Annotated in this window: 24 protein-coding genes and 2 tRNA genes; 5 read left to right on the forward strand and 21 right to left on the reverse strand. The window is 68.6% G+C overall.

From position 1 onward, the window contains the following. Nucleotides 1–2 precede the first annotated feature (2 nt). From E9998_RS06525 to E9998_RS06540, 4 genes are all read right to left on the reverse strand, one after another. Nucleotides 3–938, reverse strand: coding sequence for a sigma-70 family RNA polymerase sigma factor (locus E9998_RS06525; RefSeq protein WP_136528904.1), 936 nt, complete (start codon nucleotides 936–938; stop codon nucleotides 3–5). A gap of 10 nt (nucleotides 939–948) precedes the next feature. Further along, nucleotides 949–2,127: an NAD(P)/FAD-dependent oxidoreductase gene (locus tag E9998_RS06530; protein ID WP_136528905.1), complete on the reverse strand. Its 1,179-nt coding sequence runs from the start codon at nucleotides 2,125–2,127 to the stop codon at nucleotides 949–951. A gap of 130 nt (nucleotides 2,128–2,257) precedes the next feature. Continuing rightward, a complete protein-coding gene (locus E9998_RS06535) occupies nucleotides 2,258–3,106 on the reverse strand; it encodes an ABC transporter permease (RefSeq protein WP_136528906.1) in 849 nt (282 codons plus the stop codon). Continuing rightward, the gene (locus E9998_RS06540; RefSeq protein ID WP_136528907.1) at nucleotides 3,103–4,011 is read right to left on the reverse strand and encodes an ABC transporter ATP-binding protein; all 909 of its coding nucleotides are present in this window, start codon (nucleotides 4,009–4,011) and stop codon (nucleotides 3,103–3,105) included. Before E9998_RS06540 ends, E9998_RS06535 begins: the two co-directional genes overlap by 4 nt. 367 nt (nucleotides 4,012–4,378) lie before the next feature. On the opposite strand from E9998_RS06540, the gene E9998_RS06545 reads away from it, so the two are divergent. The 3 genes from E9998_RS06545 to E9998_RS06555 all read left to right on the forward strand — a co-directional run bounded on the left by E9998_RS06545 (nucleotide 4,379) and on the right by E9998_RS06555 (nucleotide 5,917). Next, nucleotides 4,379–4,582 (forward strand): cold-shock protein, encoded by a 204-nt coding sequence (locus tag E9998_RS06545; RefSeq protein ID WP_136529177.1) that lies wholly within the window; start codon nucleotides 4,379–4,381, stop codon nucleotides 4,580–4,582. Between the two features lie 120 nt (nucleotides 4,583–4,702). Then, nucleotides 4,703–5,458, forward strand: a complete 756-nt coding sequence (locus tag E9998_RS06550; RefSeq protein WP_204745298.1) for a helix-turn-helix transcriptional regulator — start codon at nucleotides 4,703–4,705, stop codon at nucleotides 5,456–5,458. 48 nt (nucleotides 5,459–5,506) lie between these two features. Beyond that, on the forward strand, nucleotides 5,507–5,917 hold the full coding sequence (locus E9998_RS06555; RefSeq protein WP_136528908.1) for a VOC family protein: 411 nt from the start codon (nucleotides 5,507–5,509) through the stop codon (nucleotides 5,915–5,917). Between the two features lie 206 nt (nucleotides 5,918–6,123). On the opposite strand, the gene E9998_RS06560 is transcribed toward E9998_RS06555, so the two are convergent. The 17 genes from E9998_RS06560 to E9998_RS06645 all read right to left on the reverse strand — a co-directional run bounded on the left by E9998_RS06560 (nucleotide 6,124) and on the right by E9998_RS06645 (nucleotide 18,217). Then, complete coding sequence (locus tag E9998_RS06560) at nucleotides 6,124–7,203, reverse strand: tyrosine-type recombinase/integrase (protein WP_136528909.1); 1,080 nt, start codon at nucleotides 7,201–7,203, stop codon at nucleotides 6,124–6,126. Continuing rightward, complete coding sequence (locus E9998_RS06565; RefSeq protein ID WP_136528910.1) at nucleotides 7,203–7,418, reverse strand: excisionase family DNA-binding protein; 216 nt, start codon at nucleotides 7,416–7,418, stop codon at nucleotides 7,203–7,205. Before E9998_RS06565 ends, E9998_RS06560 begins: the two co-directional genes overlap by 1 nt. After that, complete coding sequence (locus tag E9998_RS06570) at nucleotides 7,415–8,773, reverse strand: replication initiator (protein ID WP_136528911.1); 1,359 nt, start codon at nucleotides 8,771–8,773, stop codon at nucleotides 7,415–7,417. The genes E9998_RS06565 and E9998_RS06570 overlap by 4 nt, the downstream gene beginning before the upstream one ends. 99 nt (nucleotides 8,774–8,872) lie before the next feature. Continuing rightward, complete coding sequence (locus E9998_RS06575; protein ID WP_136528912.1) at nucleotides 8,873–9,331, reverse strand: Pycsar system effector family protein; 459 nt, start codon at nucleotides 9,329–9,331, stop codon at nucleotides 8,873–8,875. After that, the gene (locus tag E9998_RS06580) at nucleotides 9,328–9,708 is read right to left on the reverse strand and encodes a hypothetical protein (RefSeq protein WP_136528913.1); all 381 of its coding nucleotides are present in this window, start codon (nucleotides 9,706–9,708) and stop codon (nucleotides 9,328–9,330) included. The genes E9998_RS06575 and E9998_RS06580 overlap by 4 nt, the downstream gene beginning before the upstream one ends. Nucleotides 9,709–9,795: 87 nt before the next feature. Then, the gene (locus tag E9998_RS06585) at nucleotides 9,796–10,749 is read right to left on the reverse strand and encodes a hypothetical protein (protein WP_136528914.1); all 954 of its coding nucleotides are present in this window, start codon (nucleotides 10,747–10,749) and stop codon (nucleotides 9,796–9,798) included. A 32-nt stretch (nucleotides 10,750–10,781) separates the two neighbouring features. Next, entirely contained in the window at nucleotides 10,782–12,176 is a 1,395-nt protein-coding gene (locus E9998_RS06590; protein WP_136528915.1) for an FtsK/SpoIIIE domain-containing protein, read from the reverse strand. Nucleotides 12,177–12,303: 127 nt separating this feature from the next. After that, entirely contained in the window at nucleotides 12,304–12,516 is a 213-nt protein-coding gene (locus E9998_RS06595) for a hypothetical protein (RefSeq protein ID WP_136528916.1), read from the reverse strand. A 26-nt stretch (nucleotides 12,517–12,542) separates the two neighbouring features. Further along, nucleotides 12,543–12,815, reverse strand: a complete 273-nt coding sequence (locus E9998_RS06600; protein ID WP_136528917.1) for a hypothetical protein — start codon at nucleotides 12,813–12,815, stop codon at nucleotides 12,543–12,545. Nucleotides 12,816–13,060: 245 nt separating this feature from the next. Further along, the gene (locus E9998_RS06605; RefSeq protein ID WP_136528918.1) at nucleotides 13,061–13,417 is read right to left on the reverse strand and encodes a hypothetical protein; all 357 of its coding nucleotides are present in this window, start codon (nucleotides 13,415–13,417) and stop codon (nucleotides 13,061–13,063) included. Beyond that, complete coding sequence (locus tag E9998_RS06610; RefSeq protein WP_136528919.1) at nucleotides 13,414–13,659, reverse strand: hypothetical protein; 246 nt, start codon at nucleotides 13,657–13,659, stop codon at nucleotides 13,414–13,416. The genes E9998_RS06605 and E9998_RS06610 overlap by 4 nt, the downstream gene beginning before the upstream one ends. Beyond that, the gene (locus E9998_RS25190) at nucleotides 13,659–13,883 is read right to left on the reverse strand and encodes a hypothetical protein (protein ID WP_158299716.1); all 225 of its coding nucleotides are present in this window, start codon (nucleotides 13,881–13,883) and stop codon (nucleotides 13,659–13,661) included. The genes E9998_RS06610 and E9998_RS25190 overlap by 1 nt, the downstream gene beginning before the upstream one ends. Next, a complete protein-coding gene (locus tag E9998_RS06620) occupies nucleotides 13,880–14,245 on the reverse strand; it encodes a hypothetical protein (protein ID WP_136528920.1) in 366 nt (121 codons plus the stop codon). The genes E9998_RS25190 and E9998_RS06620 overlap by 4 nt, the downstream gene beginning before the upstream one ends. A 320-nt stretch (nucleotides 14,246–14,565) precedes the next feature. After that, nucleotides 14,566–14,931, reverse strand: coding sequence for a hypothetical protein (locus tag E9998_RS06625; RefSeq protein WP_136528921.1), 366 nt, complete (start codon nucleotides 14,929–14,931; stop codon nucleotides 14,566–14,568). Between the two features lie 1,003 nt (nucleotides 14,932–15,934). Next, nucleotides 15,935–16,627, reverse strand: a complete 693-nt coding sequence (locus E9998_RS06635; protein ID WP_136528923.1) for a GntR family transcriptional regulator — start codon at nucleotides 16,625–16,627, stop codon at nucleotides 15,935–15,937. A gap of 648 nt (nucleotides 16,628–17,275) precedes the next feature. Then, a tRNA-Ser gene (locus E9998_RS06640) sits at nucleotides 17,276–17,363 on the reverse strand. Nucleotides 17,364–17,437: 74 nt separating this feature from the next. After that, nucleotides 17,438–18,217: a CPBP family intramembrane glutamic endopeptidase gene (locus tag E9998_RS06645; RefSeq protein WP_136528924.1), complete on the reverse strand. Its 780-nt coding sequence runs from the start codon at nucleotides 18,215–18,217 to the stop codon at nucleotides 17,438–17,440. 344 nt (nucleotides 18,218–18,561) lie between these two features. On the opposite strand from E9998_RS06645, the gene E9998_RS06650 reads away from it, so the two are divergent. Both E9998_RS06650 and E9998_RS06655 read left to right on the forward strand, forming a co-directional pair. Then, nucleotides 18,562–19,380: a ferric iron reductase gene (locus E9998_RS06650; RefSeq protein WP_136528925.1), complete on the forward strand. Its 819-nt coding sequence runs from the start codon at nucleotides 18,562–18,564 to the stop codon at nucleotides 19,378–19,380. 42 nt (nucleotides 19,381–19,422) lie between these two features. Continuing rightward, a tRNA-Ser gene (locus tag E9998_RS06655) sits at nucleotides 19,423–19,514 on the forward strand. The last annotated feature ends 96 nt before the right edge of the window (nucleotides 19,515–19,610 follow it).

Consider the following 19,610-nt stretch of genomic DNA (forward strand, 5'->3'; position numbering starts at 1 on the left):
GGTCACCACGAGGCGATGAGCGGCTCCCCGTGTGCGCTGCGCCGCCACTGCTCGGTGGCGCGGGCGAGGCGGTCCTCGTGGGCGGTGCCGCGCGCCGCGGCCACCAGGCCGTCGCGCAACTCCAGCGTCACGATGCCGACGACGCGGTCGTCGAGGACGGCGATCACCGCGGGCGAGCCGTTGACCAGGCCCGCGTGGATGGCCGGGGAGCCGCCGACGAGGCGGCGCTTGGCCGGGGTCGGCTTGAACCCGGCGCGCATGGTGGCGGCGACCCGCTCGGGGCCGTCGAGGTGCAGGACCTTCTCGATGAGGCCGGCGCCGTCGGTGACGGCGACGGCGTCCTCGGTGAGCAATGCCACGAGCCGCGCGGTCTCGCCCGAGGCGGCGGCCTCCACGAAGGCCTCGACGATGCGGCGCGCGGCGTCCCGGTCGACTTCTTGGGCGCGCCGTTCGGCGGCGACGCGGCGCCGCGCCCGGTGGACGTGCTGCTGGCTCGCGGATTCGCTGATGTCGAGGATCTCGGCGATGTCGGCGTGACTGTGTGAGAAGGCCTCACGCAGGACGTAGACGGCGCGCTCGACCGGCGGGAGGCGCTCCATGAGTGTGAGCACGGCGAGGGTCACCGATTCGCGCTGCTCGGCGGTGTCGGCCGGGCCCAGCATCGGGTCGCCGTCGAGGAGCGGCTCGGGGAGCCAGTCGCCCACGGCGCGTTCGCGGCGCGCCTGCGCGGAGCGGAGCCGGTCGAGCGCGAGGTTGGCCACGACCTTCGTCAGCCACGCCTCGGGGACCCGGACGTGGGACCGGTCGGCGGCCTGCCAGCGCAGGAACGCGTCCTGCACGGTGTCCTCGGCGTCGGCGGCGGAGCCGAGCAGGCGGTACGCCAGCGAGGCCAGCCGGTCCCGGTTGGCCTCGAAGCGCGCCACTGCGGCGGTGTCCATGCCCCCGACTCTATGCGTCCACGGAGCGGCGTGCGGGTTCCGCCTTGACGTGCCGGCGCCGGACGGGGAGCCCGTAGGTGGGGTGGGCCATGTTCCAGACGGTGCCGCGGTAGACGAAGTGCTTGAGGGCCGCGGCGGTGCGCCCGCGCACGGCGCCGGTCGAGCGGGCTTCGCCGTCGACGAGCTGGAAGAGGCCGTCCTTGTCGCCGAGGCTGACGCAGTTGCCGTAGTAGGCGAGCGCGGTGCGCGGGGCGGGCCGGCCGGTGAGGTCGGCGATGATCGCGGCGGTGGCCTGCATCCGGGTGAAGCCCGCCGAGGCGCAGGACATCGGCAGGGGTTCGCCGTTGTCGCCGATGACGTGCACGGCGTCGCCGGCGGCGTAGACGCCGGAGTGCGAGACCGAGCGCATCGAGCGGTCGACGGTGATGCGGCCGTCCGCCTCGACGGCGAGGCCGCTGGCGGCGGCGATCGGGTGGACGGCGAACCCGGCGGCCCACACGGTCGCGTCGGCGCCGAGGCGGCCGCCGTGCGCGGTGCGGACGCCGTCGGCTTCGACGGCGGTGACCTCGGTGTGCTCGCGCAGTTCGACGCCGAGGCGGTCGAAGGCGCGGAGCATGTGGGTGCGGGCCTTGTCGCCGAGCCAGGCGCCGACCGCGCCGCTGGTGGCGAGGGTGACGTGGAGTCCGGGCCGGGCCTCGGCGAGGTCGGTGGCGGCCTCGATGGCGGTGAGGTTGCCGCCGACGACGAGGACGCGGCCGCCGGTGAGCGCGTCCAGGCGGTCGCGGAGGCGTTCGGCCGCGGGGCGGGTGGCGACGTGGAAGGCGTGCTCGGCGACGCCGGGGACGCCGTGGTCGGCGGCGGTGCTGCCGAGGGCGTACACGAGCGTGTCGTAGGCGAGGCGGTCGGTGCCGTGCTCGTCTTCGACGGTGACCTGGGCGGCGTCGGCGTCGACGGCGGTGACGCGGGCGATCCGCAGTGCGATGTCGGTGCCGGCGAAGAGGCCCGCGAGGCTGTGGCGGCGCAGGTCCCGGCCGGCGGCGACCTGGTGGAGGCGGATGCGCTCGGTGAAGTCGGCCTCGGCGTTGACGACCGTGACGGCGACGTCGTCGGGGTGGAGGTGGCGGGCGAGGTAGCCGGCTGCGGAGGCCCCGGCGTAGCCGGCGCCGAGGACGATGATGCGGTGCTTCATGGTCTCGCTCCTGTCTTGGCTGGTTCCTCCTCTGAACGGGGCGGCGCGCCGTTTCATGACAGGCCCGACCATGACGTGCGCCACGGCGAACGGCGGGGCGCCCGGAGGCGCCCCGCCGTTCGCCGTGTCGTCAGGCGACGTCGCGTCGTTTGACGAGCGTGAACGTCAAGGCGAGGAACACCGCGACGTAGACGCCGAGCAGGACGCTCGCCTGCGTCCCGGTGAGGACGTCGAGGACGCCGGGCGTGCCGTCCCCGCCGCCCGCGGCCGTGAGCGACCCGGCGAGCGAGCCCGCGCCCGACCCGGGCAGGTAGTCGGTGACGACGTCGAACCCGTCGATGAGGGCCGCCGCGCCGCGCAGCAGGTTCTCGACCGCGAAGGTCCACAGCAGCCCCAGGCCCACGCTGAGCGCGGGGCCGCGGGTGAGGGCGCCGAGGAACAGGCCCGCGGCGGCCCACATGCCGAGGATGAGCGCCGAACCGCCCACGGAGGCGAAGAAGTCGCCCCATGCAGGCGCGACGATGTCCTGCGACTCGACGGCGGCCACCAGCAGCGACAGCCCGTACGTGAAGGCGGTGCTGACGGCGACCAGGCCCGCGACGCAGACGCCGACGGCGGCGACGAGGCCGCCGGTGGCGGCGCCGCGTCCCGGCCCCTGGGTGAGCACGGTCTTCCAGGTGCCCCAGTTGTAGGCGCTGCCGACGGTGAGGGCCGCGAAGATCATGACGATGGCGCCGCCGAACATCGGCGTGCCGGCGATCAGGGTCTCGGGCAGCGACTGCGGGAGCATCGAGGCCAGGAGCTGGTCCATCGGCCCGCCCTGGAACGCGTCCGGGTCGCCGGTGGCGTACGCGATGTACGGGAAGGCGAACGCGAAGAGCAGCTGGAGCGTGAGCCAGACGCCGCCGAGGACCCAGGTGGCGGGCCAGCGCAGGAGCCGGCGCAGTTCGGCTCGGGCGGAGTGGGCAAGGGCGTTCATCGGGTCGCCTCCGTCATCGTGAGGAACACGTCCTCGAGTGAGCGTTCGCGGATCGCGACCGCGTGGACGTCGACGCCTTCGGCGACGAGGCCGCGGATCGCGGCGGGGACGTCGACGCCGTCGGCGTCCCCGGTGAGGACGGTGCGCCCGTCGCCGTCCTCGGTGAGGTCGAGCGCCGCGCCGGTGGCGGCCTTGACGGCCCGCACGGCGCGGTCGACCGGTTCGGCCCGCACCTCCAGCATCCGGGCGCCGCGCAGTTCGGCGACGGTGCCCTCGTAGGAGAGGCGGCCCTCGACGACGACGCCGACCCGGTCGCAGCACTGCTGGACCTCGGCGAGGAGGTGGCTGGAGAGCAGGACGGTCTGGCCGTCGTCGCTGAGGTCGTGGATGAGCCGGCGCATCGAGGCCATGCCGGCCGGGTCGAGCCCGTTGGTGGGTTCGTCGAGGATGAGCAGGTCGGGGCGGCCCAGGAGGGCCGCGGCGACGCCGAGGCGCTGCTTCATGCCCAGCGAGTAGGTGCGGAAGCGGTCCTTGCCGCGCGAGGTCAGCTCGACGCGGTCGAGCGCCTCGTCGACGTCGTAGCGGCCGAGGCCGCGGTAGCGGGCGACGACGAGGAGGTTGTCGACGCCCGACAGGTAGGGGAAGAAGCCGGGGCCCTCGATGAGGGAGCCGGTGCGGCGGAGCGCGTCGGGGCTGCCGGGCGCGAGGCCGTGGACGCTCGCGGTGCCGCTGGTGGGCCTGACCAGGCCCAGCAGCATCCGCAGCGTCGTGGTCTTCCCGGCCCCGTTGGGGCCGAGGAACCCGTACACCTCGCCGCGGCGCACGCCGAGGCTGATGCCGTCGACGGCGGCGCGCCCGCCGTAGTGCTTCGTCAACCGATCGGTCGACACGATGTGGTCGTTCATGTCCCCATCGTCGGCGCCGCGGGCGCCCCGGGACATCAGCGCGGGGACGTAACCGCACCTCCCCGCCTGGACGTAGCCCCGCCGCGCGTCCAACCCCGACCCGCCGCGAACGAGTGTTCCCAGCCATAGTCGCCGACCGTTTGCCTCAGCATCTACCAGGCAAAACGGTGAAATGTGAGAAGAGTTTCCGCGCTCGGCGTCCGCCCGGCGGCAAAAGTGCTGTAAGGTCCAGTGGCCGCTTCGTTTAGGCGAAGGGGTGAAGCGCCAGCAATGGCGGCAATATCAGGCCATGCTGCACGTGGCGAAGGGGCGAGAGCTCCCGAGGCGCGGCGGTCGGCCTGAGCATCAACACCAAGGATATACAGCAATGGCGCAAGGCACTGTCAAGTGGTTCAACTCCGAGAAGGGCTTCGGCTTCATTTCTCCGGAGGAGGACGGCCCCGACATCTTCGTTCACTTCTCGGCGATCACCGGTAGCGGTTTCAAGTCGCTCGAAGAGAACCAGCGAGTCGAATTCGACATCGAGCAGGGCAACAAGGGTCCGCAGGCCGCTAACCTGCGCACCCTCTAGTCTTCAGCTCACGAACACGAAGCCGCTGTCCTTCATCGCGAAGGTCAGCGGCTTTCATGGTGTCCGGGGCCCGTTCCGGTCGGTCGACCGCGGCGGGCCCCCGGCGTTACGATGTGGGACGTGGCACAGGAGCGATCCGGCGACGTCCCGGGCCTGGAGCACCGGCCCTCCGACTCGCCGTACGTCGAGCGGGTCTACCGGGTGACGCCCGTGAACGGCCCCGCTCCCGAGCGCATGGTGTCCGTGGCGAACTCAAATTGGGAACTCATCGCCTGGACGAGCGGTAGCGCGACGCACGTGTCCGTCCGCGGCCCCGAGACCCACCCGACCACGGTGCCGCTCGGCGGCGGGATCGACGGCGCCTTCGGCGTGGTCTTCCGCCACGGCGCGTTCCTGCGGCCGCTGCCGGTGGGCCCGCTCGTGGACACGAGCGTGTCGAGCCCGCACGCGACGGCCCGCACGTTCGTCCTCGAAGGCGACGAGTGGGAGATCCCCGGCTACGAGAACACCGAGACCTTCGTCGACCGCCTCGTCCGCTCCGGCCTGCTCGTCCGCGACCCCCTGGTCGCCGACGTCCTCGCCGGGGACGCCCCGATGCTGGTCACGCCCCGCTCGGTGCAGCGCCGCGTCGCCGCCGCGACGGGCCTGACGCAGGGCGCCATCCGCCAGATCGAGCGCGCCCGCCAGGCCGCGATGCTGCTCCTGTCCGGCGAGGCCCCCGCCGACGTCGTGCACCGCGTCGGCTACCACGACCAGCCGCACCTGGCCCGCTCCCTCAACCGATTCGTCGGCCGCCGGGCCACCGACCTGCGCGAACACGACCCCACCGAGGCGCTGTCGCTTCTGTACAAGACCGATGCCGAGGTGCGGCCTTAGGTTGGACGCAGGCCGGAACGACCGGCCGCGGAAACCTAGGAGCCTCCAATGGCCGTCACCGGTATCTACGTCAACCTTCCCGTCGCCGACCTCGCCGCCGGCAAGGCCTTCTACCTCGCGCTGGGCGGCACGCTCAACGAGCAGTTCACCGACGAGACCTCCGCGCAGATCGTCCTCTCCGACGCGGTCTTCGTGCAGATCATGACCCACGAGCAGTTCAAGGGCTTCACCGAGCACGCCATCGCCTCCGGTGGCATCGAGGCCATCAACGCCCTCGCCATGGAGTCCCGCGAAGAGGTCGACCGCCTCGTCGAGGCATCCGTCGCCGCCGGCGGCACCGAGCCCCGCCCCGCCCAGGACATGGGCTGGCTCTACAACCGCGCCGTCGACGACCCCGACGGCCACAGCTGGGAACTCCTCGCCTACGACGCGACCAAACTCCCCGGCGCCCCCGAATAACCCCACCAACGAAAAAGCCCCGGCGGCCCTGTCTAAAGCAGGGCCGCCGGGGCTACTTCACTGGCGGAGGCTGAACTTTCTGGCCTCCTCCACTTCGTTGCGGAGGATATGGGATTTGAACCCATGATCGGGTATCACCCGAAACCCGCTTAGCAGGCAGAGACGTTATCCCAGGTCAATACCCTTGAATTGACCTCACGCAACCCTCATGCACCCTTAAGCCGCTTCGGGAGCTTTGCCGCATCCCCGTGCGCCGCGATCTCCGAAAGCGCCTTGGCGATCTCGTCATCGCGACCGTCAACGGTGTGGAGGTACCGCCGCGCAGCCGCATCTGAGGAGTGCCCGAGACGCTTCATGAGGTCTTTCGTCGTGGCGCCGGCGGCGGCCGCGAAAGTGTTCCCGGTGTGCCGCAGGTCGTGGATCGTCAGCTTGGGAAGACCGATCTCGTCACGGGCCCGTTGGAACGCCCGATAGAAGGTGTGGCCCGTCAACGGCAGGCCCCGCTCGTTCAGGAAGAACCACTCTTCGCTGCTCCACTCCCGAGCCGCTTCGAGGAACGGCACCAGGTGCGGCGGAATCGCCACGGTGCGGAGGCCCGCTCGCGTCTTGGCCTTGCGGATGTGGATCTGGTTGGCTTCGAGATCCACATCCTCAGGCTTCAGGTTGACGATCTCGCCCCGGCGAAGCGAGCACCACGCCGCGATGAGAACGGCCGCACGGTAGCGAGGAGCCATCGCGCCAAGCAACGTCCCGAGTTGTTCAACCGTGGCAATCTGTCGTTCCTCGGCGTGATCCGATCCGGCACCCGGGATGTTGCACGGGTTCTTGAGGATCAGTTCATCACGAACCGCTTGATTCAAGACTGCCCGGAGGAAGCGATACGACTGCGCCACAACGGTTTTGCCGTGAGCATCGCTAGCCGACACCTTGTCAAACCACTGCCGGACCCGCCGCGACGAGATCTCGGTGAGCGCCAGAGATCGAAGGTCGGTCATGTGCAGGCGTAGGTTGTCGAGGCACGTGCCCCTCCACTTGTCTCCAATGGATGGACGTTGAAGGTATTCCTTGGCGTAGTCGTCCAGGAGGATGTTTGCCCCCTCCTGGCCGACCCAGGCGCCTCGCGAGATATCCGCTTCGACTCGGGAGAGCCAGACCTCGGCGTCTCGGCGTCGGATGAACGTGTCGGGTGCGGTATCGCGTTGGCCCTGCGGGTTGATGTAAGAGGCCTGGTAGCGGCCTGATCGCATCTTGACGATCTTGCCGAAGCTGCGGCGTTTTCCGGCCATCAGGCGACCTCCGCCCGTCCGTTGCGCCACGCGACCTTGACCGGCTCGACAACCTCGGCGGTTAGGAACGCGTCGAGGTCGTCTTTGGCGAATCTGACGTACTTGCCGACCTTGTAGTAGCGGATGCGGCGTTCGGCGACGAGGCGGCGGATGAACCGCACGGGCACGGACAGGTAGGTGGCGGCGTCCTCGACGCCGATCACGCGCGGGCTCATCGGGTGCGGTCCTTTCTGTTGTCGCGGTTGAGTTTTCGTTCGAGGAGTTGTTCGGCGATGGCCTCGGCGTATTCGCGTTCGGCGTCGGTGTCGTGGCCGAAACCGACCGCTTCCCAGTCGTTGACGACGATCACGTCATCGGCGGTGACGTCGAGGGCGGCGAGGGTTTCGGCGAGGCGAAACCGGGCGCGGATGCTCCGCAGCTCCCCGAGCGTGGTCGACCAGGCGCGGGACTTGGTCAGGAAGTGCCCGCGGAAGCCGAGCATGTGCGCCCACCGCCGCAGGTTCAACTCGGCGTACTCGGGGAGCCCGCCGAGCTCCCAAGCGGTCCGCATCATCGCTTTGTGATGCGCGGAGACCTCAAGGCGCTCAATGTCCTCCACCGATCGCAGCTTGCGGTCGGGACCCTCGTGAGCGCCGGTGGACTTGGTCGCGTACTTGGCGATGTACGAGGCGAGCCGCGAGGACCGGATGTCCTCCTCCTCACTGACGTCCCCGGTGCCGGCCGCGGCGGCGGTGATGTCCCGCAGGTCCAGCTGCGAACCGAACCGAAGTTCCAGCACCTCTCCGTTGCGGCGCGGCACTTCGAGCACGACCGAGGCGGCGGCGGTGCGGATCGCGTCGGCGAGGGCCTCTTTGGTGGCCCAGGCCGGGGGCCGGGTGGCAGCACCCTCAGAGCCGTCGAGGCGGATCGCGGCATGGAAGTGCACGAGCCCGCGCCGCTGGTACTCCGCGACCTTGGCATAGGAGAGCCGCGCCGTCTCCTTGAACTCGGTGACCGTCATGCCCGCGGCGTGCGCGAGGCGGCGGCGCAAGGCGATCGTGAACCGGTGCCAGAGCTTCCCGGCGTGCGCCTGCCACAACACCGCGGCCTCAAAGTCATAGGAGGCGAGGTCGATCGCCTGCCCGAGCCGCGTGTCAGCCTCGCGGTGCCACTCCCCGCACGAGCACGGGCGCAGCAACTTCCCGCCGGCGCCGGTGACGCGGGAGTGGACCGGGCCGAACGAAGGCGGGGTGAGCGTGGCGAAGTAGCGGGGCCGCGTCGCCACATCGGCGCTGATGCCTTTGGCGGTGTCGCCATCGAGGCCGGAGCGGATGAGGTGAAAGGCGTCCTCGGCGTACCACTGCGAGCAGGCCGGGCACAGGGCCTCGCGGCGGGTCCCGCACGGCGCCCACACCGAACCCACCGTCTCCTTCAACACCTGTCCGGTGATCTTGTGGGTGATGGTCGAGGAGCCGCGGAGCTTGATGGGCGCCGCGCAGCCGTGGACGGAGGCGACCTTGGACTTCCAGGACCGGAACCCCGGTCGGGTGAACAAGGCTTTCAGGCCTGCGTCAATGTCGGTAGGCTTCATGAGCGATTCCTGCTTTCCGTTTCGGTGGGAAGCACGACGCCCGGACCAGGGGAAAGCTGGTCCGGGCGTTCGCGTATTCGGGTCGGTTTCAGTTGTGGCTCAGGCGGTCAGCGCGAGGAGGACCGTGCCGAGCGCGAGGAGGCCGGCAGCACCGGCGAGGGCTAGGGCGGCGCGCAGCCACCGGAACTTGACGGCCACGATGCCTTCGAGGCGGATGACTTCGGCGGCGGCGAGACTGAGCCGCTGGGCTTCGGTGCCGGCCTTGAGTGCTTCGAGGAGCCTCTCGGGTGTCGAGGGCGCCGGGGTGTGGCTGGCGCGGGGCCAGAGCACGAGCCCGAGCAGGACCACCGCGCCCGAGCCGAGGGCCGCCGCCGACCACCCGGTGAGCGCGGCGGGGCCGTCGATACCGGCGAAGGCGCCCGCGGCGATCGCGGCGGCGATGGTCGGCACGAGCCCGGAGGCGAGCACTTGCGCTTTCGCGTCGGCGTGGCCGGTCTGCGTGCGGGCCTTCTCAGCTCGCGAGGCGAGGGCGAGGGCGAGGGAGGCCGGGGCGGTCACGGCCGGTCCTCGCGCTTGCGCTGGAGTTCCTCGGCGAAGGCCCGGATCTCGGCGTGTCCGCACGCTTCGAGGTGTTCGATGACCCGGTTCGCGAGAGCGGTGCCGTCGATCTGGCGGTCGTTGACGCGGAAGTCCTCGTAGTCGAAGAACCGCCGGTCGCCTTTGTAGTTGACGCGCATGGCGCCGTGTCCGTTGTTCCCTTCGATCCAGACATCGGGGGGCCACGGCTCGCCCGGCTCCCCGGTGTTGCTCCAGTTGATCCACGAGCCGGTGCCGGCCTGGATGTCCTCGCGGAAGCCGAACCAGTCGAAGCCGGTCATGATCCCGGACAGGCGCAGGTCAACGCGCTTGGCGTTGCTGGTGTCGTCAGATGCCATCTTGTGTCCTTTCTAGATGGTTGCGGCCCGGACCGAGCGTGGTGCTCGATCCGGGCCGAAGTGGCTGGTTATGTGGTGTGTATGGGGTTAGGCCGCGTGTGTGGCGGCGAGGTAGCGGGCGGTCTGGTCGGCCATCGAGGCGGGAAGGGTGATCACCTCCTGGACGTCGGCGGCGGTGATGGTCCGGCCGGCCGCGGCGAGCGTTGCAGCGCGGGTTTCGAGCTGCGCGAGCGTCGGGGCCGGGAGTTTCGGGCGCGAGTAGGTGACCGGCGGCGTCGGCGCGGAAGTAGCGGCGGCGACGGGCGGGAGGCTCGGCGAGACCGGCGCCGGGGCCCGGTCGAAGTCGGCTTCGAGGTTCGCGACCGTCACCGGCGACGAGACCCGAACCGGACTCTGAGCCGAAGCCGCCGCCGGGGCCCGAACCGGACTCGCCGCCGAGGCCGGTTCCTTGGCGGCCGGGGTGGCGTCGAGCCGGGCGATCTCGGCAAGGACCTTGGCCCGGGCGAGGGCGAAGCGATCCATGACCACGGGCATGACCTCGGCGAGGCAGAACACGAGCGCCGGGAAGGCAATGTGCAGCAGCAGCTCGACCTTGGTCGTGCCGAGCGCCGAGAGCACGTTCATCGCCATCGTGGAGCCCAGCAGGGCCCACTTGGTGAACGACACCCACCGCGATTCGATGCGGATGCCGCGCATGAGCATCGCGGCCTCCCAGCGAAGGACCGTGATCAACATGCCCGCGAGTGCGGGTTCGACCGCCCAGGCGCCCCACCACATCGGATCAGCGACTGTAAGGCCCTCGGCGATGAAGTCGTGCACGCCCACGGTGGTGTAGGCGAGGCCGACTGACAGGAAGAACCACAGCGCCCCGGTGATCGAGGACCGGAACCGGTCGAGTTCCACGACCTTCAGATACGGGTCATCGGCGATCGCGTGGACCTGCCGGGCCTCCCCGAGCCGCTTCCGCAGCTTCGTAACCTTCTTCGCCTCCTCCTCATCCTCCTCCGCGCTCTTGGCGATGGTCTTTTTCGTTGCAGCCATTGGGGATTGCCCCTCCTTTCGTAGTAGCTGGCCTAGGCGACGAGCCGCAGGTGCGACCCGCCCTGTTCCTCGTGGGCGCCGCGGGCGGCGAGGACGTGCTTCACGAGGCCTTCCAAGTCGGCATCGGTCGGGTACGCGGCCCGGACCCTGACGGGGGTGCGGGTGCGCTCGGCGACCTTGAAGCCGATCCCGGCGGTCTCGGGGATGTTGGGGATTTCGTCGGCCAGGGCCCCGCGGGTACGGGCGCCGTCGCCGAGGACCATCTCCGGGTGCACCGCCGCAGTCACCCTCAGGCACACCCGGAGCGTGAACAGGTCCCGGACCGGCACCGTGTCCTTCGTCGGCTCCTGGACCGCGCCCCACATGACGTGCCCAGTCGCCCGGCCCTGCGAGCCGACAAGCGCCATGCCCTGCCGGTTGCGGGCCATCCGCATCCGATCGGAGGCGTAGGCGAGCACGGCCCCGAGTTCGTCAACGAGGAGGATGTTCAACGGCGTCTCGGCGCTCGGGGTGAACTTCCGCAGGCCCTGCTCGTGGAGCTTCGCCTGGGTCGCCTGCTGGTCTTCGAGGAACTCGGCGACGACCTCCGCGGAGGCCTCCTCGCCGGAGGCGTAGCGGTGGGCGATCGGTTCAGCCACGGCGAGTTCGACCTGTTTGGGGTCGCACAGCCACAGGCGGACCGAGCCCTCGGCGATCATCGGCGCGAGGGAGAACAGCGGGGTCCACAGCACCGAGTTCTTCCCCGAACCCGAGGCGCCGGCGACAAGGAGATGGTTGTTGACCACCGACTCAGTCCACTCCCGACCGAACTCGTCAAACCCGAAATGCACCGCCGACAGGTCAACTTCCTCGACCGAGCCGGGCACCGCCGGGGCGGGAATCGTGTACGTGAACGGCTCGCGTCGCTGGACGACCAGGGCGAGCTTGGTCGGGGCGATCCGCTCGACGGTGACCCGCTCGGCGTTGAAGCACGCCGCGAGCACCTCGGCGGCGTCCGTCCAATGCTTCAACGTCTGCCCCTTCAAGAGCTTCACCCACACCGTCTCCACCGCCGCCGAGTACGAGCGCAGCCGCAGAATCCGCGGCACGAGGACCTGCCCTGTCGAGGGGTGTTCACGAACCAATCCGGCCTCGCGCATGTTCCGCCGCCAGGCCGGGCCGGTGTAGGTCAGCGACAGCCACCGGCGACGCAGCGCCCGCACCTGCGGCATGACCAAGGAGTCGAAGGAGTCCGGGTGCGCCCGGCCCCACGCGATCGCGGCAGCGAGCCCGGTGCCGGCAGCAGCAACGGTGATCTCCGGCGCCGTGGCGGCGGCGTAGCCGAGGGCGGGAACGCCGGTCGAGAGGACCGGGTGCCGGGCGGCCCAGGCGGCGGCGCGCCATTCCAGACCGGTCTTGCGCTTGGATTTCGAGTGGTGTTCGGACATGACAGATACCTCCCGCCTTACGGCGAAAATCGTTGCGTGGCTTAGTGATTGATTGGTTCGGCGGATGTGACCGCCCCCTCGGACCCCGTGTCCCGAGGGAGGATCAGACCGGCCGAAGCGCCGGCGTCTAGAGCAGGTCGAACAGGTCCTCCCCGTCAGGGGTGAACCGGGCCGCTTCATCGAGCAGGACCGACAGGACCGCGACCGAGGAAGCGAAGCGCGTGTGCGCGGCGTTGAGGCCCAGCCCCTTGTCGGGGACCTTCTTCATCGAGTCGCGCAGGTTCGACATCGCGATATCGATCGCCATGTTCGTGTCTTCGACCTTGGATCGTGTGAGCATGTTGTCTCCCTTGAATTCTCGGAGCCTTAGAGGCTCCACTCCCAGGACTTGAGCTTGGATTCGTGGCGGACGATGGCGACCCGCAGCGCGGCGAGGTCGTTGTAGGCCTCTTCGAGGGCCTTCTTCAGCACGCCCTGCTCCACCGACTGCCACGCGCCGGTCGAGCCCTCGGGGGCGTAGTCGGTGATCGCTTTCGCGGTGTCTTCGAGGGCGAAGCGGACGCCGTCGAGGTTGCCCATGAGGGCCTCGTACTTCTTGGCGGAACGGGCGTTGATCCCGAACCAGTCGATCTTGTCCATCGGCGAATACCTCCAGGTGTAGTGCCGATCTGGACACCGGGCGGTGACCACGAACCCCCACCGGCCCGCACTCGGGTCGATGGAGGATCGACGCCACCGCGGCGTCTAGGCGTGAAAGGTGAACCGCTGGAAGGTCCGCCGGATGAACCAGAAGTTCAACGACAGCGACCCGAGCAGCACCAGCGACAAAACGAGAATCACCAGTTCCATGCATCCTCACCTCCTCTCATTTCCGTTGGGGCCGTTCAACACAGCCCGCTTGCGTTCAGGTGGAACCTGGTTTCGGCGTCGGCTTGTTCGGCGACGCATTGGACGTGGACGACGTGGCCGCCCAGCAGATGCCGGGCGTAGAGCACGATCTCGGGGGCGGGCCCGAACTCGAAGCCCGGATCGGCGCCGGTGGCATCGCACCAATCGGCGAAGTCCCCGACCGCGCCGTAGCCGTCGAAGACCCCGACCAGCTCGCGGCCGGCCGTCCATCGCGGCTGCACCGTCCCAGCAGGCAGCACCGCAGCGAGGGCCCGCCGGAACAGCGCATCGACCGCGGCAGGGTCCCGGGTAGCGTGCGCCCGGGCGACCTCAGCGGCTCGGATACCGCTCATCGCAGCGCCTCGCCGAGGTAAGAGCCGGATTCGATCTCTTCGAGGCCCCGTTGCAGCCGCTTGACCTGCTCGGCGAGTTCGTCAGCCCACATCCGGGCCGACTTCAATCGGCTCCCGGACCGGAACTCGGCGGGAGCTTGATAGGCAACCGTCTCCAGTTCCTGCATCACCGAGCGCAGCACCGACAGCCGGAACACGACCGCCTCGGCGATCGCCGCTTCCCGCAACTCCCCACCGCCCATCACCGCACCACCAACCCGGCATGGGCCTGGTGCGCTTCGACGCACATCGGCGCGACGAACGGACTGATCGGCGGCAACTCCCCCTGCTCGACGCAGAAGGCGCAGACCGTGACGCAGGCCGTGCCCGCCTCGGTCTCGACCTCCCGGACCTCCAGGGACCGGCGGCGCCCACACGAGGCGCACTCCGACGCCACCGGGCAATCCCGCGTCGCGACGGCACTCATGAGGCGAACAGTTCCGAGCGGATGGTCAGCCACTCTTCCTCGGAGACCTCGTGCTCGAACCGGACCGTGACCGGACCGACCTGCACCGAGACGAGCAAGACCGCCTCATCCGAGGGCGTGTAGTCATAGCCCAGATCCGTATTCAGGCCCGCGGCGAGGTCGCGAACGTCCTGCACCGTCGACAAGCCCTGGGTGTACGCCACGAACTGCAACCCGCCCTCGAACTCAACTCCATCCAGCTCGAAACCGGCCGGCATCCTCGCGAACAACAGCTCCGTCACGGCCCCTTCCAATTCGGCGACCGAGGCCCCGACCTTCGACAGCAGCCGCGCAATATCCGCGTCATTCGGCATATCGTTCAAGTACTCTCACCTTCCTTTCCAGTGACCCGCACATCGAATCTCGATGCGCACAAACCCCCACGGAGAAGCAGCTCCTTCCCTGTGCCCGTGGAGGAATGAACCCATCGACCGCGACACGAAGTGTCTATTGCGGACGGCAGGTCAGCCCGGAAAAAGGCAAGCTCAAACACACTGTGCAATTCATCAAAAAACACACCAGCGAAGGGACCGCGCATCAAACCTCGGCGCGCATCGCTCCTCACCAGTCCCGCGCCCTTGCCGGACTCAAACCGGCCGCCCCGTCAAAACCCGGGGGAAGGGCCACCAAGCAGCGCCAGCCGCTAGTTGGAAGCCGCAGGCACCAGGCCCTCGGCGTGGAACTTCTGGGAGACGAACCGCCCGCCATCACCGTTCGTGAAGTCGCTGGTCGAAACGGTCGGGCGGTCGAGCTGGATGTAAGTGCCCTCCTCGAACTCCTGCTCGGGCTCGCGAGTGAACTCGACCTTGATCTCTTCGCCCTTGAGGCGCTTGCCGTGCTCGTTCTTCCCGAGCGGCTTGGCGAAGACCACCACGACATAGATCGGCTCGCCCGTCCCGTACATGGTCGCGATCTGGGTCTGACCGTCCTTGACGAACGACTTCAGCTCGGGAGCCTCGGTCACCATCAGCGAGTAACCACCCAGATTGATCGGGAGCTTCTGAAGCATTGAGAAGACCTCTTTCCGTGGCCCTCGGGACCTTCCCGGAGGGCCAACCCGGCTTGACCGGGTGATGAGATCATCGTATACGTAACTTCGTATACGTAGCAACGTATAAACCTAGGAAATAGAAGTGACTTGCATCACACATTTTGAAAGGTCGAGATCTCCCCCGGATACGCGAAACTGGGGGAATGCCTCAACTGACAGCAGAACGCCGCGAGGAACTACTTGCCCTGCTAGATGACCAGGAGCGGTTGCGAGCCGAATACCCAGCCGTAGCCGAGTACCTAGAGGTCAGCCCCGCGCTGACTGGAACCGGAGATGATGTTGCGGACGCAGCATTCGAACTGCGCCTCCTCCACTTCATGACGGCCGGGACCTCGGTAAGTGATCCCTACTGGGAGATCGTGGGGCCACTCGTTCAAGCTCAAGACGGCCGGCGAGTTCTTGCCCCCACCGGCGGATCCCGGCTTGCGTATGCCCAGACGGTTCTCCATCAGGCGTATGCCTACGCCGTGCCGTCGCCCGAAACCGTTGGTTGGGTGCGCGAGGTCGTTGCCGGCCGAAAGCTAGTGGAACCCGGAGCGGGGCGCGGATACTGGGCTTCCCGCCTTAACTCAGCGGGCATCGATGTAGTTGCCTTCGATGCCCAACCGCCCAACTCCGAGCCAAACCCGTCATTCCCTCGTGCGGGAACAAGGCCCCTGGCGACCTGGTACGAGGTCCAACATGCCCGGAGTCTCCTCGAAGTCAAGGCAGACAACAGCGGCTCTGTCATGTTCCTTTGCTGGCCGCCAGGCTGGGAAGATCCTATGGCATCCGATGTCCTCGCGGAGTTCGAAGATTCCGACGGTGAATGCCTTGTGTACATCGGCGAGCCACCAGGGGGGAAGACCGGAAACTCGGCCTTTTTCTCCGCCCTAGCGGCTCGCTGGAAGCTCGAATCTGTCGATTCGCAATATGTAAGCTGGTGGAACCTGAATGACTATGCTCAAGCCTGGGTACGGACTTAAGCTCCAGTTCGCTTCGGGAACTTCCCGCGAAGGTCCATACGAAAGACCATCGCATCGTAACGCTTTCTCGGATACGTGACATCCGAGATCATTACGACGCCCCCATCTGCATTGTAGAAGCGCTGCTGGACTTGCTTGACGAGTTCGCCCTCAGGGACACCGAGCCAAGCCGCGTGATCGGCAAGCGGCAGGCGGTCAGCGACAGTTTCCTCAAGAAACGCGGCGTCCCCAATCCCCTCCACGCCGATCCTCTGGAAGGTGTTCGAGATCGAGACAGGTTCCCCGGACTCGGATGCCCGGGTGACAGTGAGGCGAACAGCGTCGCCGTCTTCAAGACCGAATGCGGCTTGCAGGCTCTTGCTTGCCGGGATATCCTTCGATTCCCTTTCGACCTGCGCCTCGGCACCAGTTTCGTGACGATAAGTCGATTCTGCTGATTCCATCTGTCGCTCCGGTGAGACTCGCACCAGTGTGGCGCTATCGGAGACGAACACACCTTTCCTGCGGACACGTCTGACCAGACCTTGAATCTCCAAGAGATCAATGGCCTTGCGCGCCACAATGTCAGAGACCTCATTTGTCTTTGCGATGTCAGACAGACTAGGCAGTTGCACGCCAGGCTGGTAGTGACCACTGCGGATCTTTTCCGCGAGTCCGGCCGCTACCTTGACGTACTGGGCGTTGGTCATTTTGTCACCTCCATTCTTCGTTGACCTTCTCAGTATACACAACTACGTATACGAAGTGGGTTCCGGGTAACGGCATCAGCGTGCGTGTTCAAACTTTCTATACGTCATCAAGGGCGCGCTGCGCGCGCCTGGCGCGCGCCGCTCGCCCGGGGCGTGCGGCCTCCGGCCGTTCCGCGGGCGGCGGCGGCGCCAGCGAGACGGACTAGAGGAGGATCAGCCAGCAAGCAGCACGACGCCGGGCCGGGTGGGCGCAGGGGCGCCAGGGCAGCGACGAGGAGACCGTAGGAAGTCCGGCCCGCAGGGTGGCTGTACAGCGAGCGTCGAGCCCGCTCTAGCCCCGTTCACCGCCTCAGTCGAGGTCGACACGGACGTAGTCGGCCGCCGTCGTGGACGCGGACCGTGGCGGTCGGCGGCACCACCGTAGGCGAAGTTTGGGGAACTCGCCGCCGACTCCGTCGTCGGCTTCGGCAAGGTGGCGACACCGCGGTGAGCTGGGTCAATGCCTCCATCAGTCCTATGTGGTTTGCAACCTTCGTGCATCCCTAGCGGCGGGCAACAGCGGTCACCACCGGGCGCGCACAGCAAGAAGCCGACCGGCTCAAGCGAACCGGTCGGCTTCTGTTTTCGCAGGTCAACCTGCATTTGTTGCGGAGGATATGGGATTTGAACCCATGATCGGGTATCACCCGAAACCCGCTTAGCAGGCGGGCGCACTAGGCCACTATGCGAATCCTCCAGGAACGCACGTCGGACGTACGAGGATCGAGCATACCGGTAGGCGCTCAGTGGGTCCAAGCGGGTTGGGTGGGGTCACAGCCAGTCCACGTGGGGTGCGACGAGGAGGTAGCCGACGAAGGCGGCGATGTCGAGGAGGGTGTGGGCGACGACGAGGGGGCCGGTTCGCTTCCATTTGAGGAAGCAGAGGGCGAAGACGGCGCCCATGACGGCGTTGCCGATGAAGCCGCCGAAGCCCTGGTAGAGGTGGTAGGTGCCGCGCAAGAGGGAGTGGGCGGCGACGATGGTCACGGGCCTCCAGGCGAGCTGGCGCAGGCGCGTGACGAGGTAGCCGACGCCGATGACCTCTTCGATGATCGCGTTCTTGAGCGCGGCGAGGACGAGGATCGGGATCGCCCACCACACGTCGTTGAGGTTCGCGGCGGTGATGGAGGCGTTGATGTCGAGCGCGCGGGCGGTGAAGTACAGGCCCAGGCCGGGGATGCCGATGCAGGCGGCCAGGGCGGCGCCGCCGAGGAGGTCGAAACCGGGGCGGCGCAGGTCGAGGCCGATGCGGCGGAACGGGTTCGCGCCGTCGAGGCTCAGCAGGTGCAGGGCGAGCGCGACGGGGGCCATCGCGAGCGCGAGGCTCACGAGCTGGCGGGCGAGGTCGTACCAGGGGCGTTCGGCCTCGGCCTTCGCAGAGTTGAGGGACTGGACGGCGTCGGCGAGGCCGCCCGGTTCGGTGAGGGTGCCGACGATGCTCACGACCGACCAGACCGCCGAGGCGCCGAGGGAGAGCGCCAGGACGATCCAGACCTCGCGCCCGATGACGCGGCGGTCGAGCAGGGGTGCGGGGTCGGTGCGGTTCGACATGGGCTTCAGCGTGCCAGAGGCGTTGACGCGGATGTCGCGGGAGCGGGTCGCACTCGCACGGGACGCCGCCGCGGGGGGCACGGCGTGCGGCCGTTCAGCCTTGGTCGCACCGCGTGTGCGACGCGTTCGCGTTCGGCGCGTGCATGATCGTCATGCGAGGCGAGGTGCTGTGAATCTCATCCCACTCGGCGACGCTCACCCTCACAGCACCTCGCTCGTTCACGCCCTGTGGCGGCGCGGCGGCTGTCGGTTTCTTGACACTCCCTTGAAAGCTTCGGGTAAGGTTAGCCAGTCCTTACTTGAGAGGGGTACCCTATGCGGCCCACGACTGCGGCGGCGCGTCCATGCTGACCGCGACCGCGCGCCGCATCGCCCCGCAGGCCGTCCCCGAACCGCTCGACGCGCTCCGCGCCGTCGCCGACCGGGTCGACCGCCTCGCCGGACCCCACCCGCTCGCGGGCCTGCACCCCTGGCTCGACGGCTTCGCCCCCGAATCGGACGCGCCCTCGTTCCTCGGCGCGGACCTCGCCGAGGGCGAAGGGGTCGAGGCGCTCATGGGCACCGCCGCGGCGCAGTGGGGCGGTTCGCCGCACGCCAACGCCGCGCTCGCGTGGAAGACCTACTGCTACTGGACGCTCGCCCCGGCCGTTCTCGGTTACGTCGCCGCCCGCCGCGTCCCGGTCATGACCGCCGCGAACACGGTCCTGACGGTCGCCGGCGGTGCCCCGGCCCTCGCCGTCCGCCAGGTCCGGCCGCGCTTCCTGGCCCTGCCGCACGACCCGTGCGCGGGCCACCCGCACATCGAGGTCGTCGCGAACGAACAGGTCCTGCTCGACCGCCTGCGCGCCACCGTCTTCGAAGAGCACCTCGGCCCGGTCCTGGAGGCCTTCCTGGCCCGGGTGCGCGTCGGGCGCCGCACCCTCATGGGCTCCCTCGCCTCGGGGATCGCCTACGCGGTCGCCTCCGTCGGGCAGGCCGTGCCCGAGCCCGACGAGGTCATCGCCAAGACCCTCCTGGACGCCTTCGACGTGGACCACCTCGTCGACGTCGCGACCGACGAGGAGGGGCGCCTGGTGTACCGGCGCCGCACCTGCTGCCTCGCGCTCACCATCGACGGCGACCGCACCTGCTCGACCTGCTGCGTCAGGCCGGACCGGCCCTAGCGGCCAGCGGTTTGGTAGATTGGCGCTTGCCTTCGGGGCCCTGGAGGGGTCGCATAGTGGACTAGTGCAGCGGTCTTGAAAACCGCCAAGGGTGTCACAGCCCTTCGTGGGTTCGAATCCCACCCTCTCCGCCACCACGTCTGCGGCGCTCAGCGCCGGTCCTCGCGCACCGCCTCTGGGAGGCGAACGTGTCGCGGGCATGAAAAAGGACTCAGCACCCCGGCACGGTG

The organism is Glycomyces paridis (assembly GCF_004912155.1).
Taxonomy (GTDB): Bacteria; Actinomycetota; Actinomycetes; order Mycobacteriales; family Micromonosporaceae; genus Glycomyces; species Glycomyces paridis.

What these genes read in the sequence shown, in the direction of transcription:
- E9998_RS06560 (WP_136528909.1), bottom strand. Translation starts at nt 7,203, where the DNA reads ATGGCCGGAAAACGCCGCAGCTTCGGCAAGATCGTCAAGATGCGATCA.
- E9998_RS06530 (WP_136528905.1), bottom strand. Translation starts at nt 2,127, where the DNA reads ATGAAGCACCGCATCATCGTCCTCGGCGCCGGCTACGCCGGGGCCTCC.
- E9998_RS06590 (WP_136528915.1), bottom strand. Translation starts at nt 12,176, where the DNA reads ATGTCCGAACACCACTCGAAATCCAAGCGCAAGACCGGTCTGGAATGG.
- E9998_RS06570 (WP_136528911.1), bottom strand. Translation starts at nt 8,773, where the DNA reads ATGAAGCCTACCGACATTGACGCAGGCCTGAAAGCCTTGTTCACCCGA.
- E9998_RS06580 (WP_136528913.1), bottom strand. Translation starts at nt 9,708, where the DNA reads ATGGCATCTGACGACACCAGCAACGCCAAGCGCGTTGACCTGCGCCTG.
- E9998_RS06605 (WP_136528918.1), bottom strand. Translation starts at nt 13,417, where the DNA reads ATGAGCGGTATCCGAGCCGCTGAGGTCGCCCGGGCGCACGCTACCCGG.
- E9998_RS06650 (WP_136528925.1), top strand. Translation starts at nt 18,562, where the DNA reads ATGCTGACCGCGACCGCGCGCCGCATCGCCCCGCAGGCCGTCCCCGAA.
- E9998_RS06635 (WP_136528923.1), bottom strand. Translation starts at nt 16,627, where the DNA reads ATGACCAACGCCCAGTACGTCAAGGTAGCGGCCGGACTCGCGGAAAAG.
- E9998_RS06585 (WP_136528914.1), bottom strand. Translation starts at nt 10,749, where the DNA reads ATGGCTGCAACGAAAAAGACCATCGCCAAGAGCGCGGAGGAGGATGAG.
- E9998_RS06625 (WP_136528921.1), bottom strand. Translation starts at nt 14,931, where the DNA reads ATGCTTCAGAAGCTCCCGATCAATCTGGGTGGTTACTCGCTGATGGTG.
- E9998_RS06645 (WP_136528924.1), bottom strand. Translation starts at nt 18,217, where the DNA reads ATGTCGAACCGCACCGACCCCGCACCCCTGCTCGACCGCCGCGTCATC.
- E9998_RS06545 (WP_136529177.1), top strand. Translation starts at nt 4,379, where the DNA reads ATGGCGCAAGGCACTGTCAAGTGGTTCAACTCCGAGAAGGGCTTCGGC.
- E9998_RS06540 (WP_136528907.1), bottom strand. Translation starts at nt 4,011, where the DNA reads ATGAACGACCACATCGTGTCGACCGATCGGTTGACGAAGCACTACGGC.
- E9998_RS06555 (WP_136528908.1), top strand. Translation starts at nt 5,507, where the DNA reads ATGGCCGTCACCGGTATCTACGTCAACCTTCCCGTCGCCGACCTCGCC.
- E9998_RS06610 (WP_136528919.1), bottom strand. Translation starts at nt 13,659, where the DNA reads ATGGGCGGTGGGGAGTTGCGGGAAGCGGCGATCGCCGAGGCGGTCGTG.
- E9998_RS25190 (WP_158299716.1), bottom strand. Translation starts at nt 13,883, where the DNA reads ATGAGTGCCGTCGCGACGCGGGATTGCCCGGTGGCGTCGGAGTGCGCC.
- E9998_RS06525 (WP_136528904.1), bottom strand. Translation starts at nt 938, where the DNA reads ATGGACACCGCCGCAGTGGCGCGCTTCGAGGCCAACCGGGACCGGCTG.
- E9998_RS06600 (WP_136528917.1), bottom strand. Translation starts at nt 12,815, where the DNA reads ATGGACAAGATCGACTGGTTCGGGATCAACGCCCGTTCCGCCAAGAAG.
- E9998_RS06535 (WP_136528906.1), bottom strand. Translation starts at nt 3,106, where the DNA reads ATGAACGCCCTTGCCCACTCCGCCCGAGCCGAACTGCGCCGGCTCCTG.
- E9998_RS06565 (WP_136528910.1), bottom strand. Translation starts at nt 7,418, where the DNA reads ATGAGCCCGCGCGTGATCGGCGTCGAGGACGCCGCCACCTACCTGTCC.
- E9998_RS06595 (WP_136528916.1), bottom strand. Translation starts at nt 12,516, where the DNA reads ATGCTCACACGATCCAAGGTCGAAGACACGAACATGGCGATCGATATC.